This is a genomic window from Colwellia sp. SU-HH01217 (assembly GCF_057543495.1).
This window is the reverse complement of record NZ_BAAJLX010000010.1, coordinates 108,563-122,440: the sequence shown is the minus strand read 5'-3', so window position 1 is coordinate 122,440 and position 13,878 is coordinate 108,563. Positions and strand designations below refer to the sequence as shown.

At 37.9% G+C, this 13,878-nt stretch carries 12 protein-coding genes; 4 read left to right on the top strand and 8 right to left on the bottom strand.

Annotation, left to right across the window (positions count from 1 at the left end; genetic code table 11):
• The first annotated feature begins 77 nt into the window (after positions 1-77).
• Positions 78-1,025 (top strand): prolyl aminopeptidase, encoded by a 948-nt coding sequence (gene pip, locus AC27G3_RS13010; protein ID WP_487122193.1) that lies wholly within the window; start codon positions 78-80, stop codon positions 1,023-1,025.
• Positions 1,026-1,237: 212 nt separating this feature from the next.
• The gene (locus AC27G3_RS13005; RefSeq protein WP_487122191.1) at positions 1,238-2,173 is read left to right on the top strand and encodes a hypothetical protein; all 936 of its coding nucleotides are present in this window, start codon (positions 1,238-1,240) and stop codon (positions 2,171-2,173) included.
• A 66-nt stretch (positions 2,174-2,239) separates the two neighbouring features.
• Here the strand turns inward: AC27G3_RS13005 and AC27G3_RS13000 are convergent, their stop codons facing one another.
• From AC27G3_RS13000 to AC27G3_RS12975, 6 genes are all read right to left on the bottom strand, one after another.
• The gene (locus tag AC27G3_RS13000) at positions 2,240-3,949 is read right to left on the bottom strand and encodes an RluA family pseudouridine synthase (protein WP_487122190.1); all 1,710 of its coding nucleotides are present in this window, start codon (positions 3,947-3,949) and stop codon (positions 2,240-2,242) included.
• Positions 3,950-3,987: 38 nt separating this feature from the next.
• Positions 3,988-4,401: a GFA family protein gene (locus tag AC27G3_RS12995; protein WP_487122188.1), complete on the bottom strand. Its 414-nt coding sequence runs from the start codon at positions 4,399-4,401 to the stop codon at positions 3,988-3,990.
• 190 nt (positions 4,402-4,591) lie between these two features.
• A complete protein-coding gene (locus tag AC27G3_RS12990; RefSeq protein ID WP_487122186.1) occupies positions 4,592-5,362 on the bottom strand; it encodes a PEP-CTERM sorting domain-containing protein in 771 nt (256 codons plus the stop codon).
• Positions 5,363-5,526: 164 nt separating this feature from the next.
• Positions 5,527-7,722: a ferrous iron transport protein B gene (gene feoB / locus AC27G3_RS12985; protein ID WP_487122185.1), complete on the bottom strand. Its 2,196-nt coding sequence runs from the start codon at positions 7,720-7,722 to the stop codon at positions 5,527-5,529.
• Entirely contained in the window at positions 7,722-7,946 is a 225-nt protein-coding gene (locus AC27G3_RS12980) for a FeoA family protein (RefSeq protein ID WP_487122183.1), read from the bottom strand. The genes feoB and AC27G3_RS12980 overlap by 1 nt, the downstream gene beginning before the upstream one ends.
• Before the next feature lie 125 nt (positions 7,947-8,071).
• Positions 8,072-9,058: a calcium/sodium antiporter gene (locus tag AC27G3_RS12975; RefSeq protein WP_487122181.1), complete on the bottom strand. Its 987-nt coding sequence runs from the start codon at positions 9,056-9,058 to the stop codon at positions 8,072-8,074.
• 71 nt (positions 9,059-9,129) lie between these two features.
• Here AC27G3_RS12975 and AC27G3_RS12970 point away from each other — a divergent pair, with 71 nt between their 5' ends.
• Together AC27G3_RS12970 and AC27G3_RS12965 are read left to right on the top strand one after the other, a co-directional pair.
• On the top strand, positions 9,130-11,241 hold the full coding sequence (locus AC27G3_RS12970) for a S9 family peptidase (protein WP_487122179.1): 2,112 nt from the start codon (positions 9,130-9,132) through the stop codon (positions 11,239-11,241).
• Positions 11,242-11,347: 106 nt separating this feature from the next.
• Entirely contained in the window at positions 11,348-11,587 is a 240-nt protein-coding gene (locus tag AC27G3_RS12965; RefSeq protein ID WP_487122177.1) for an RNA recognition motif domain-containing protein, read from the top strand.
• 104 nt (positions 11,588-11,691) lie between these two features.
• Here AC27G3_RS12965 and AC27G3_RS12960 read toward each other — a convergent pair whose 3' ends face one another.
• Together AC27G3_RS12960 and AC27G3_RS12955 are read right to left on the bottom strand one after the other, a co-directional pair.
• A complete protein-coding gene (locus tag AC27G3_RS12960) occupies positions 11,692-12,159 on the bottom strand; it encodes an OsmC family protein (RefSeq protein ID WP_487122175.1) in 468 nt (155 codons plus the stop codon).
• Positions 12,160-12,193: 34 nt separating this feature from the next.
• Entirely contained in the window at positions 12,194-13,792 is a 1,599-nt protein-coding gene (locus AC27G3_RS12955) for a PfaD family polyunsaturated fatty acid/polyketide biosynthesis protein (RefSeq protein WP_487122173.1), read from the bottom strand.
• Between the last annotated feature and the right edge of the window lie 86 nt (positions 13,793-13,878).

The following is a 13,878-nucleotide window of genomic DNA, read 5'->3' as shown; positions in this document are numbered from 1 at the left end:
AGGTAAACAACTCGTTTTCGCGGAGTTTACCTTGACGCCTCCTTTATCTTTTTAAACTTCATCAAGAGGAAAATACAATGAATGAATTTTACCCTGAAATCTCACCTTTTAATGATTTTTTACTCAACGTTGACCATCAGCATCAAGTCTATGTAGAACAATGTGGTAATCCTCAAGGACAACCTGTGTTATTTATTCATGGTGGACCTGGCGGAGGCGCTTCCACTAATGATCGCCGCTTTTTTGATCCCGAAAAATATCACATCATTTTATTCGATCAAAGAGGCTGTGGACGTTCAGTACCCCATGGCTGCTTAGATAATAATAATACCGATACACTTGTTCAAGACATCGAAAAAATAAGAACAAAGCTTAAAGTAGACAAGTGGCATGTATTTGGTGGTTCTTGGGGATCTACCTTGTCGTTAGTTTATGCACAAACTCACCCAAACCATGTTAAGAGTTTAGTTTTAAGAGGCATTTTCCTTGCCCGCGATATAGACACTAACTGGACATTTTCAGGTGGTGGCGCTACACGCATATACCCTGATTTTTGGAATGACTATTTATCAGCATTACCTGAAGATCAAAAAAATGGTGGCGTAAAAGCCGCTTACGATATTATGACAGGTAGTGATAAAACGCTTGCTTTACAAGTGGCTAAAGCGTGGAGTATTTGGGAAATCCGGTGCTGTACCTTAGTACCCGATCAAGCTTTTGTTGATGCCGCAACAGGTGATGATTCTGCTTGGACACTCGCGCGCCATGAGGCACATTTTATGGTGAATGACTGCTTTTTATCACCGAATCAAATTCTCGCCAACTGCGATAAAATAGCTGATATTCCTACCACCATTGTTCATGGCCGATACGATATTGTTTGTCCATTTGATAATGCTTGGTTACTACACCAACAGTTACCAAAATCGACACTTATTGTTAGTGAAGCATCAGGTCATGCATCGGTCGAGCCGAATACGAAGCATCACTTAATTGCCGCTACGAAAAAAATGCTAACGGTTTAAGCATACATTGAAACTTGGGCCTCCCTAGCTCAAGTTTCAAGTCATAAACTTTATAGTAATACCTTACAGTTAAATAAGCATATCGTAAGAAATTACATATAATTATATCAAAGTATGACCACTCTTAACCTAGTTATATATTGTACTTTTAAGTATTAAGCAGCATAATTATTAAGTTAAATATACAAAAAACCTAATATAAAGGATTAATTATGCAATATGTTTATCTAGTTTTAAGCTGGATTTTTGGTATATTATTTTTGCTGATTGGATTGGTATCAATTTTTGATTCTTTTTTGGCTGGATTATCCTTATTATGCATTTCGCTATTTCTCACACCTCCTGTGAGAGAGTATATTTATTCAAAGACAAATATAAAACTCTCCCCTAAAAGTAGGACAATTACTATATTCGCATTATTTTTAACTTATTCTCTCTTTTTATCACACAGTCAAACTAAAAAATCTCAAGAGATATTAGCTTTGCAAGCTCAACACGAGGCTGATTATATTCTCAAAATGCGACAAGAAAATATAACTTATTTTAATGATAATCGACAGAAAGTCCTAAATTCTCTAAAAACGGATTTATTAAATAAAGAGTATGCAAAGGTCCTAAATTTATCAACAAAATATATGCTAACGAATGATAGCGAGCTTAAGGAGCTCAATTCATTAGCATCAATCAAGTTAGCGGAAATAAAAAAGACAAAAGGAATTAACAAGTTATTAAGAAAGCTAAATAACACACCTGTATCTGAGCTATCAAATAACCTTAAAATATATGAAGAACTTCTTACTCTAAGCCCTGATAATGAAAAATACTTAAATAAATATGAATATTATAGAAATAAAATTAGAGAAGTTGAAATACTTCGAGAAATAAAAGCAAAACGAGATGATGAAATAAACAGTCAATTCAGTTCATGGGATGGTTCTCATAATAAACTAGAAAGACTTATTAAAGATGCAATGAACGACCCTGATAGTTATGAGCATGACAAGACTATTTATTGGGACAAAGGGGATTTTCTGATTGTTCAAATGTCATATCGAGGTAAAAATGCTTTTGGTGGAACAGTTAAGAACTTTGTAAAAGCTAAAGTAAGTTTAACTGGTCAGATTTTACAAATATTAGATCAATCTTAATAGACCCTGTAAAAGTCTGTTAAAGGCTCGGCTCAGTTTTTATAATCACCCATTAAAGCAAAGCGATTAAAAATCAGCATCAACTTGAAAAGTCATTCGCTCATGCGTTATAGGATGGTTCAACGCAAGTTGCTCGGCATGTAAACATAAACGGTTAGACTTTTTACCATATAAATCATCGCCTTTAATGGGCATATTCAACCCTTGAGCATGAGCACAATGTACTCTTAATTGATGAGTGCGGCCAGTTTTAGGGTATAAATATACTCGCGTCAATGCAGCTTCAGGATCAATTGCTTCAACCGCTTTGCTGTTTTCATGCAACTGCCATTTTGTTTCCGCATGCTTGCCATATTCATAGCAAACAACTTGTCGAGGTCGATCATTTAAATCTACTCGTAACGGTAAATTTATTACCCCTGACTCATTGGATAAGTCACCTTCAACCAAGGCGACATAACGCTTTTCTACAGTTCTAGAAATGAATTGTTGTTGTAGTTTTTTATGGGCTCTTTTCGTTAATGCAATAACCATTAAACCTGATGTCGACATATCAAGACGATGAACAATTAGCGGTCCTGTTGCTGCTAAATATTGTTCCTTAATACGCGTATAAACACTGTCGGTTATATTCTTTCCGGGTACTGATAAGAACTCAGCAGGTTTATTGATGATGAGCATATCCTCATCTTGGTAAATAATATCTAACACTTTCCCCTGAGCAGGATTAACTAGCAAAGGGTTATCATCTAACTCAATTCCGCTAAGCATATGCCCTAATATGGGTTGACACTTTCCTTGGCAGGCTCCATAAAAATTTTTATGTTGTCGTACTTCAGATTTTGGCGCAGTACCCCACCAAAACTCAGCCATGGCAATCGGCTTCATATTATGTTGAAAAGCATATTGTAATAATTTTGGTGCGGCGCAGTCACCAGAGCCAGCAGGAGGAGTGCGCTCTGGCAGTTCATCAAAAATTGCGTTTAACGTTTTCGGCTCTTTCTTAATATTTAAAAAACTGTAATGTTCAAATAATTGGTATTGCAAAGCATTAGATAAGCGCTTTCGTTCCTCAATGCATTGCTCAATTTCATCGGTTAACAAATTAAGCGGTTGAGCGACTTCTTTTATTTTTTCTAACCAAAAGGTTTTTAAGTCCCTTAATTGGTTTTTATCATTAATGCTTTCTTTACTTAGCGAATCGTTAAGTTGTGCAAGTTCGGTTTCATTCAATAATGACTCTGCAGCAATACGTTGCGCTTTTCGCTTTTGTCGCCCCTCTATCATCAAGGCTCTGTGCGCGGCAATAGCATCGGCTTCATCCGCTTTCAACTTCGCCAATAAAGCTTCAAATTTAACAATAAGACTATTTTCGTGTAAATGAGCAAGGTGTTGCGTTAATTGGTTAACTTTATTTTGGCCAGTAAGGAAAAAATTATCTTTTTCAAAAGCATCAAATACCGGAGGAACAAAAGGAGGGAGTATGCTTTGATCAGCAAGTTTGCCAGAAAAAGCCGATAAATAGCCTATTTCTCCAGACGCGGTTTGCACAACTAAGACACCAAACATTTTACCATTAGACGATTCGTTAATGCCGTCTATGCCAAAATCATGCTGCCAAGCTGTTTGATGTTCAAGATAAGTTTGCAGTTCTTTAACCGCTATCAGCGATAATGAGTGCGGCTGATAATAAAAAGGAAAGGTAAACTTCTCGGGTAATTCAATCTCTTTTATCGATGAATTAAACCGCGTAAAACAATATTCCGCACTCTGCATAGTAAACTCTTAAACTGTAATAAAAAGATTACTTAGTATTATTCCGGATAGGTACTAAAAGTATCTGCTTTTCTACCTTCATCAAACCAACAAGGACGCTCGTCCCAAAAGATATTGGCTTGTGGGGTAATTTGTGGGTCACCGCCAGCTAAATAACCCGCAGGAATAACTAAAAAAGCACCATCTCGACTTAAATAAGGTACTTGTGAGCCACACTCAGTGCAAAAACAATTACTAAAGCGCACGGCATTTGGTAAATCAAAGCGTTTGGTTAATTCTTTACCTGAATGCCATTGAATGCTTTCAGGCGTAGTAAAAATTAGTGAAGCAAAAGCTGAACCTGTTTTCCTTTGACAGCGATCACAATAACACTGATAAAAGCGTTGAAATGGACCTGTTACCGTACTTTTTACTTTGCCACATAAACAACTACCATCTACTTGCTGTTCCATTTAACTTTCTCCGTATCACGTGTATTTTTAATAGAGTAATGATAAGCATTAAAAAGGAAATAAACTAGCACTAACTGGATATGCCAACTTTTAAACACATTTAATATGCTGTTTGTCAGTAAAAAAATAAATTTTAGACATAAAAAAAGCACCAATATAATATTGATGCTTCAATGAGGTAAAAATATTACTAGTTTTTACGTCTACGTAAACTCAGACCAGCTAAACCTAACGCTAACATAGCAATAGTTGTCGGCTCAGGGATTTCATCAACTCTAATATCGCCTATACCACCGAAACGAATATTATCAATCGCAAAACCAGCAGGCTCAGCACCGACTAAGTCTAAAAATACACCTGCAATAGAAGCGGTTTGATCATCAGTCACTAACCCTAAAAATTCAATACCCTCTACCGTATTGGCAACCGAGCCGATTAAACTACCATCACGAGCAAATGCTGTAATTGCAGTAGAACCAACGGCATTAAAAAAACCACCGTCAAAACCAACCCCATATTGATCAGAGCTGAACAAAATTGCAATACCGCCATTATACGTTGGTGTTCCACTTAGAACAGGGCTAGTAGGGTTAGCGCCATCTTGTGTAATAAAAGTATCGGTTGAATTAGCATCTAAGCTTAACGCATTAGTAGGATTACCGACAATACAGGCGGAAGCGGCAGCACCGGGACAGTCTGCGCCAGGATTTGCACTTAACGATTGCCCATTAAACCAACCAGCAAAATTAACATCTGGTGAGCCAACATCTCCACCGTAGTCTGCTGCAACATATCCAGGGTTTACTGTACCCACTGCATATTCTGAAAAAGTAATTAGGCCAGCACTCGCATTAAAATCACTATCAGAAAGCGCTAAAATTCCTGCATTAGCATTTACCGACAATAAGCCAAGCGTTAATAACGCACCACTAACTACCTTGTTTAACTTTATTTTACTCATTACATAACTCCATTTTATATGTTTAAAATCATCTTTTCGATAAGAGCAATTTTTGCGCCATAAAATAAAGTCATAAATTACAAACAGTTATTTTTTTAACAAAAAAAAGTGTAAATATTTTCGACATATTTACACTTTGTTTACACGTACTGTAAGGAGGAGTATTAAGAATATTTAACCGAAATCGGAATAGTGAGAATTTTACTACCCTGCTTCTTAAGCCAAATATAAATCCCCCAGAATGTAATAAATACAGCCATTATACAAACACTGGCATATTGAGGGTTATTCATAAAGTTACCCAGTTGATAGCATAAGGTTGCCGCAAGATAGGCTAGCGTAAAACTCCAAATAGCAGCAAAACTCGCCCATTTAGTGCCTACTTCATTTTTAATTGCTCCCATCGCCGCTACACATGGAGTGTAAAGCAATATAAATAGCAAATAACTGAAAGCGCCTAATTGGCCAACAAAAGCCGCTTGCATTATATGGTAAGTGGTAACTTCAACTTCCTGCTCTTGGGCAGCAATTTCTAAATCGGTTAAGTCCCCGACATTCATACCTAAAGGATCGTCCGCTTCAATGCCTAATAGATTTGCTTTAATACTATCAACAGCTTCATGCCAACTATTAATTAATGAAGGATCTTCACCTTGCTCAGCATCATGTGGGGAATATAAGCTATTAAAAGTAGCCACTAACACTTCTTTGGCAAAAATACCGGTTATAATACCGACACCCGCTTGCCAATTATCTTCTTTAACTCCCATAGGTGCTAGCAATGGCATTACAACTTTAGCACCTTGGCTTAATACAGAATTTTCGCTGTCTTGGTTACCAAAGTTACCGTCTAAGTCAATGGAGTTAAAAAAGTTAAGTAAGCAAACAACTATAACAATCGTTTTACCTGCACCTGTAACAAAGCCTTTAGTACGTTGCCAAACACGTAAACTAATATATGAAAGCTTAGGAATTTCATATAGCGGGAGTTCCATAATATTTAAAGAGCTATTGCCCGGCAACGTGGTTTTTTTCAGTAAAAATCCCGTAAATATTGCTGCTGCAATACCGATTAAATAAAGTAAAAATACCAAGTTTTGGCCATTATCAGGGAAAAATGCTGCAGCAAACAAGGCATACACAGGTAAACGAGCGCCACACGACATAAAGGGCGCCATCATCACAGTAGTAATACGCTCCCTTTCACTATCAAGAACTCGTGCCGACATTACCGCAGGTACTGTACAACCAAAACCAACAATTAGCGGGACAAAAGCCTTACCCGGCAGTCCAATTTTTTGCATAACTACATCAACAACAAATGCAGCACGAGCTAAGTAGCCACTACTTTCTAAAACCGATAAGCCTATAAATAAGCAAGCAATAATAGGAATAAATGTCGCCACCGTTTGTATACCGCTGCCAATACCTTCAACAATAGTCAATGCCCATTGAGGTAGCTCTAACGGCGCGAGGAAATAGATCGGATATTCCACAAAGATATTGCCGGATAAGATATCAAAGAAATCAATAAATGCACCGCCCACATTAATGGCGAACATAAACAACAGATACATCATCGCGAAGAAAATAGGAATCCCTATAATTGGATGCAATACAATATCATCTACTTTGTCGGTAAAACCTGTAATAGCAGTTTTAGCTTGGCTTGCTTTAGCAACAATATCATGAACAAACTGATGTCTATCGACAACACTGATCTTATTTTCGGCAGGTTGTTCGCAATCTTGCGTCGCTTTTTTAACCGGTTGGGAAGCGCATAAGCAACTTTGTTTCAAACATTCTGTATTCGGTGGTAAACGCGTTGCTAACAACGGGTAAATATCGGTCAAAGAACCTTGGTTTTGTGCACTAATTTCGATAACAGGACAACCAAGCTCTCTTGAAAGCTGTTTACAATTAACATGCAACGCTTCTTTACGATCGGTTTTATTAAGCAACACTATCATTGGAACACCCAATTCAAGCAATTGCGTTGTCAAATACAATTGGCGAGTTAATTGAGTGGCGTCAACTACATTAATTAATAAATCAACCGACTTTTTCTGCAGAAATTGCTGACTTATACTTAAATCTTGCCCTTGAACGTCATGTTCAGTTAGTGAGCTTAAGCCAGGTAAATCGGTTAGCATTGCAGTGTGATCGGGCAAATTGATTGATTTATTTTTCGCGCTAACCGTCACTCCTGACCAGTTACCGACTGCCTGTTTATCGCCAGAAAAAAGATTGAATAGCGTACTTTTACCAGAGTTGGCAAAACCTACAAGCGCATAGTGTGGATTATTTTTAGTACGTTCTGCATCGGCAATTTGTACATTAGTATCATGACAATTCGCCATTACGAAAGTATCACTTGAATTTGTTCAGCAATTTTTGGCTGAATAGTCACTTTTGTATTATGCAAACGAAAAGCAAGTGGACCATTCCAAGGCGCTTTATGGGCTAGCGAAATTTCAGTGCGTAGCGCAAAGCCCTGCTCAAGAAGGCGGGCGGCTAAATCTATATCACTAGGTAGCACACTAATATGTGCTTTTTGGTTAACAGCTAAATCGGCTAAAGTCATACACTAAATCTTAAAACGTTAATGAGAATTACTACTATTTACATTTTACACTCTAACAGTAAAATGTACAGTAAAAGATAGTGTCAAATGTGTTACCTTTGATCTGACTCAAGACAAAGCAGCCCTTAATTAATAATGGCTAAAAATATATAAACGCCATAAATTAATAATAATAAAAACGCGGTGAGTTTACTCATTTTTTCACGATTTATAAATGCAAAAGTTACCGCTAAAAAAACAGCCGAAACAAAATTAAGTAAAACAGCTTGGTTTAATGAAAAGTCAAACGGGATTGGCGTGATAGTCGCGGTAATACCTAAAGTAAAAAATACGTTAAATAAGTTAGACCCCATAACATTACCAAGTACTAAAGCGGTATTACGCTGTTTTAAAGCGATAATACTCGCTATTAATTCAGGCATAGAGGTACCAGGGCCAACAATTAACAAACCAATTAATCGATTAGATAAACCAAATAAACTGGCTATTTCTTCTGCCGACGATACAATCAATTCACCGCCAACAACTAAACCACTAAGTCCTAACGCTACTTTTATAAAAGAACTTAACGTAGATGGTAGTACTTCTTCTGTACTAGCTACATGATGATGAGCATGTAAAGGTTTTTTATGGCTAGCGCCTTGTTTAACTTCTAGCAGAGTGTAATAAACATAAATAGAGAAAAAGCTTAACAATATAATGCCGTGACTCAACATTAATTGATGATAATTAATATGATCTAAATAAAGCTGATTTCCGCACACGGCAATCATTAGTGCAGCAATCATATGATAAGGCGTATCTTTTACTCTCACATCGCTGTTAATCACTAAAGTGCCAGACAAACCAATCAAACCTAGCACCACACAAGTATTAAATAAGTTACTTCCTAGTATATTGGCAAGCGCTAAATCAGTATTTCCTTGTAATGCTGCGCCTAAATTCACCGAAAATTCTGGTAACGATGTACCAAAACCTATGATAAAGGCACCAATAATAAATTGTGGGATATTAAATTTCCGGGCAATAGATATTGCACCTGCAACTAAATATTTTGCTGAATATACAGCTAATATAATGGCAAAAACTAACATTCCAATTTGAATTAACATCTTCTATTCCTGAAGTATTTTTAACTTAATTTAGCTATAATAAACACCAAACTCGTTAATAGGAACCTCAATTGTCAAAATCATCTTCAAATAATAGTTACTCGCCTGTACAAGCTCCCGTTGCCAAGAAAATCCCTCATAAAATGGAAATCCATAATCATACACGCATAGATAACTATTACTGGATGCGTGATGACCAACGACAAGATGAAGAAATTTTGGCACATCTCGAAGCTGAAAATAACTATGCTGATACAAGGTTAAGCGAACAAAAACCTTTACAAGAAGAGCTTTTTAACGAACTCAAAAGTCGTATTGTAAAAGATGATAATACCGTGCCATCCAAAGATGGAAAATACTGGTATCACAGCGAAATAAGTGGTGAGCAAGAATATTCAAATTATTATCGAGCAACCAGTTTTACGGGTGACAACAAAACATTACTTTTAAACGTTAATGAAAGGGCCATAAATCATGAGTTTTATGATTTAGGTGATTTATCTATTAGTCCTAACGATCAATTAATGTCTATCTCTGAAGATACCGATAGTCGCCGAATTTACACTATTTACTTTAAAGACTTGTCTCAACCATCAGCTTCGCATAATTTTTTAACAGATACCTTGACTGAAACGGAAGGACAAATTGTTTGGGCCAATGATAATCAAACGGTTTTTTATGTAAAAAAAGACTTAGAGACCTTATTAGGTACTCAGGTTTACCGTCATAAAATAGGCACCCCACAATCGGACGATGTCTTGGTTTACCAAGAAAACGATCATAGCTTTTACATGAGTTTGGATAAAAGTCGCGACGATTCATTAATTTATATTAGTCTACACGCCACAGAATCTACCCATCATTTAGTCTTAAACGCTGATGAGGCAAATGGCGAATTTATTGAGCTACTCCCCTATCAAACAGCACATGAGTATCATGCTGATAAAATGGGCGATAACTTTTATATTGTCACTAATTATCAAGCGCACAACTTTCGCGTAATGAAAGTAGAAGCAGATAAAATAGCTGATATTACACAGTGGCAAGAACTCGTACCGCACCGAGAAGCTGTTTTTATTGAAGGCATTGAGATATTTCATAACTTTATGGTAGTCACCGAACGTGAACAAGGTCAAATACGCTTTATTGTTCATACCATTAATGGCAAAAATGCCGGTAGCCAATACCCTCTGGTTTTTGATGATCCTTGTTACTTTGCTTGTCTTGGAGATAACCCTGAACCAGAAAGTACTACCGCACGTCTTTACTATTCGAGCTTAACAACCCCTGGTTCACTATTTGAATTTGATCTAGCAACAGGTAAAAGAACACTACTTAAACAGCAAAAAGTATTAGGCACCTTTACTAAAGAAAACTATCAATCTGAGCGTTTATTTATAACCGCTCGCGATGGCGTGAAAGTCCCCGTATCACTTGTTTACCGCACCGATACTTTTAAAAAAGATGGCACTAATCCGTTACTTCAATATGGTTATGGTGCCTACGGTATTACCATTGATCCTAATTTTTCAAGCCACACCTTAAGCTTACTTGACCGAGGTTTTGTTTATGCTATCGCTCATATTCGCGGCTCAGAAATGCTTGGCCGTCAGTGGTATGAAAACGGTAAAAAATCACATAAACAAAATACCTTTAACGACTTTATTGATGTAACCAAAGCGCTTGTTGAGCAAAGTTATGGCGCTAAAGATAAAATATTTGCTTCAGGCGGTAGCGCAGGCGGATTATTGATGGGCGCAGTTGTTAACCAAGCACCTGAATTATATTTAGGTATTGGCGCCCATGTGCCATTTTTAGATGTAGTCACCACCATGTTAGATGAAAGTATTCCATTAACCACTAATGAATACGATGAATGGGGCAACCCTAACGAAGCCCAAGCGTATCAAGACATTTTAGCTTATTCCCCTATCGATAATATTCGTCAACAAGATTATCCCCATATTTTGGTTACGACAGGTTTACATGACTCGCAGGTACAATATTTTGAGCCGATGAAGTGGGTAGCAAAATTACGTGAATATAAAACCGACAATAATTTATTAGTGTTTAAAACAGATATGGATGCAGGTCATGGCGGCGCTTCTGGGCGCTTTAAAAGCTTAAAAGAAAAAGCTGTAGAAATGAGCTTTTTCATTAGCTTGTTAGAGAATAAAGGCTAATAAACACAAATTATAAGGATTAAACAGATCAAATAATTAAAGTTGTTTGGTCTGTTTTGAAAATGTGAGACAATTCAGTCCGCAATCACAGACAACATGGCTCATTATGAAACTTTTAGTTCGTAACCTTTCACGCTCGACAACCGAACAAGAAATTCGCACCTTATTCTCTGAGCATGGCTCGGTTAAAGAATGTACGTTAGTACTAGATCAAGAAACAGGAAAGTCTAAAGGCTTTGCTTTTGTTGAAATACCAAACGACGCTCAAGCAAAGTTGGCAATTGAAGCATTGCACGAAACACGTGTTGCAAAGAATAGAATTCGCGTAAAAATAGCGCAGAGTTAACTCATACTAAAATAGAAGTTTATTTGCTAGCTTTTCCTATTCAAAGTGCTAACTCCAATTGAAGTTGGCTTTTTTATATGAGTGAAACACTGCCTTCTTCCATATTAAGCGATTATTTCAATCGCAACCTCTGTTTTCACTGAATTTGCAATAAAACATTGTTCATGTGATTGATGGTGCATTTTTTCAAGTTGCGCCATACTTGGTTGTTTATCACCCGAAAACTGTACATGAGGTTTGAGGGTAACTTGCGTCATAGCTATTTTTCCCTCACTGTCTTTTGCCATCACCCCAACTGCATGATCGCTATAAGAATCGACCACATATTTTCTTTTTGCGGCTATCGATAAAAAGAACAACATATGACAGCTAGAAAGTGAGGCGACAAACGCCTCTTCAGGATCAACATTAGCTTCAACAGAGTAAGGTAGAGGCACAACATGAGGAGAAGATGACGCTGGCACGGTGACTCCGCCATCAAAGTCCCATTGGTGCCCTCGGCTATATTGATTATCAATATAACTTTCGCTGCTTTGTCTTACCCAGTGAACTTTGGCAAAGTATTCTGACATACCTCTTCCTTATTTCTCTTGTCAATAAGCTGCGTTAATCACTCGTGCGATAACTGGCTAACTCAGTTGATAAGCTTACGCCTTGTAGTTTTAACTGATTTACGCGTTGTAAATAAGCGGCACCTTTTAGCATATGCAAGGCAACATCTACTGCACCACGACGGGTATAATCTTCTAAGTATGTGCCTTTTACCCAACTATTGAAAGCGCCTAAACTGGGGCCTGCCCAAATTTGGTAATCCATTTCCCTGCCCTTTTCACCGGTATTCGACCAACGAGAGCTCAGCCCTAAGTACCAACGAAATATAAGCGCCATTTTACGTTTAGAGCTACTTTGCGCACGGGCTAACATTTCAGGATCACGCTCTTGGAAAAACGCTTCTGTGCCAGCCCAAACATCATCAAGGTTTGAACGGAATATTTGTTTCTCAATCTTTAAACGTTCCTCTGCAGGAATATCTTCAATGGAGTCGTAAGCTACATAAAGTTCATAAAGCTTTTTAGCGCGCATAGCGAACATTGAACCGCGCTTTACTACTTGCAGTTTAACACCCATTTCAAACATGTCAGCGGCTGGCGCCATGGTGACATCTGCCATTTCAACATTTGCCAACAATTTACGGGTGTAATCTGATGCGCCTGCTTCAACACACGCTTGGTTTACCGAGCCTAAAACAATGTAAGCAGCTCCCATATTAAAAGCAGCAAGCGCTGCTTCTGGCGTACCAATACCACCACCAGCACCTACTCTCAACGCAGGCGAGAAGTTATATTGAGCTTGAACTTCATCGCGCAAAGCAATAATGGTTGGCAATAAAGTTAAGAATGGGCGATTGTCTGTATGACCGCCAGAATCAGCTTCTGCGGTAATATCGTCAGCCATTGGCACTAACTTTGAAAGCTCAGCTTGCTCTGGAGTGATTTTTCCTTGGGCCAATAATTTATCAATAAACTTTTGCGGCGCAGGCTCCATAAAACGACGACCCACTTCAGTGCGCGATACTTTAGCGATAACCTTGTTACCAATATTTACCGTGCCGTCAGCGTTTTTTGACAAACCCGCTAAACGATACCAAACAATATGCTCAGTAAGCCCTAAATAAGCTGATGCTTCAACAGTTTTGACGCCTAACTTAAGAAAGCGCTCAACCGCACCGCGCTCAAGTGCTTCTTCAGCAGGGGCATGAATTAAATTAACCGCATAAGGCCCATTAGGCAGCTCAGCTTGAATACGACGAATCGCTGCTTCAACGGCATCAGGCACTAGACCCGCTGCGCCAAACGAGCATAAAAACCCTGCTTTACCTAAAGCAACAACTAACTCAACCGACGCAATACCATTGGCCATTGCACCGCCATGATAAGCGTACTTTACGCCATGTTGTTTTTTATAAGCAGCATCGCCTAAATCTTCAGGATTCAGTGTTTGTGCAAAGGCTAATACATCCGTTGTTGCCGAAGTTGAAAGACGACTTGTTACACCAAAGTCACTGGCAGCTTTAGCCACATATACGGGTTTTGTTAGGTCCATCAACGCAGACTTTATTTCAGTGTCATTGGTATTAATATTGTTAGCATCTACTTTCCATGCCCAGTTAATAGCGTTGGCATTAGTGTAATTTAAATTCGACATAATGTTCCTATGTTTTACTTGTTCTTATTTTTATATTTACACCTGAGGATTTCAGGTGATTAAACTTATAAGCTAGATGCCGACCT

What these genes read in the sequence shown, in the direction of transcription:
- pip (WP_487122193.1), top strand. Translation starts at nt 78, where the DNA reads ATGAATGAATTTTACCCTGAAATCTCACCTTTTAATGATTTTTTACTC.
- AC27G3_RS13005 (WP_487122191.1), top strand. Translation starts at nt 1,238, where the DNA reads ATGCAATATGTTTATCTAGTTTTAAGCTGGATTTTTGGTATATTATTT.
- AC27G3_RS13000 (WP_487122190.1), bottom strand. Translation starts at nt 3,949, where the DNA reads ATGCAGAGTGCGGAATATTGTTTTACGCGGTTTAATTCATCGATAAAA.
- AC27G3_RS12995 (WP_487122188.1), bottom strand. Translation starts at nt 4,401, where the DNA reads ATGGAACAGCAAGTAGATGGTAGTTGTTTATGTGGCAAAGTAAAAAGT.
- AC27G3_RS12990 (WP_487122186.1), bottom strand. Translation starts at nt 5,362, where the DNA reads ATGAGTAAAATAAAGTTAAACAAGGTAGTTAGTGGTGCGTTATTAACG.
- feoB (WP_487122185.1), bottom strand. Translation starts at nt 7,722, where the DNA reads ATGGCGAATTGTCATGATACTAATGTACAAATTGCCGATGCAGAACGT.
- AC27G3_RS12980 (WP_487122183.1), bottom strand. Translation starts at nt 7,946, where the DNA reads ATGACTTTAGCCGATTTAGCTGTTAACCAAAAAGCACATATTAGTGTG.
- AC27G3_RS12975 (WP_487122181.1), bottom strand. Translation starts at nt 9,058, where the DNA reads ATGTTAATTCAAATTGGAATGTTAGTTTTTGCCATTATATTAGCTGTA.
- AC27G3_RS12965 (WP_487122177.1), top strand. Translation starts at nt 11,348, where the DNA reads ATGAAACTTTTAGTTCGTAACCTTTCACGCTCGACAACCGAACAAGAA.
- AC27G3_RS12960 (WP_487122175.1), bottom strand. Translation starts at nt 12,159, where the DNA reads ATGTCAGAATACTTTGCCAAAGTTCACTGGGTAAGACAAAGCAGCGAA.
- AC27G3_RS12955 (WP_487122173.1), bottom strand. Translation starts at nt 13,792, where the DNA reads ATGTCGAATTTAAATTACACTAATGCCAACGCTATTAACTGGGCATGG.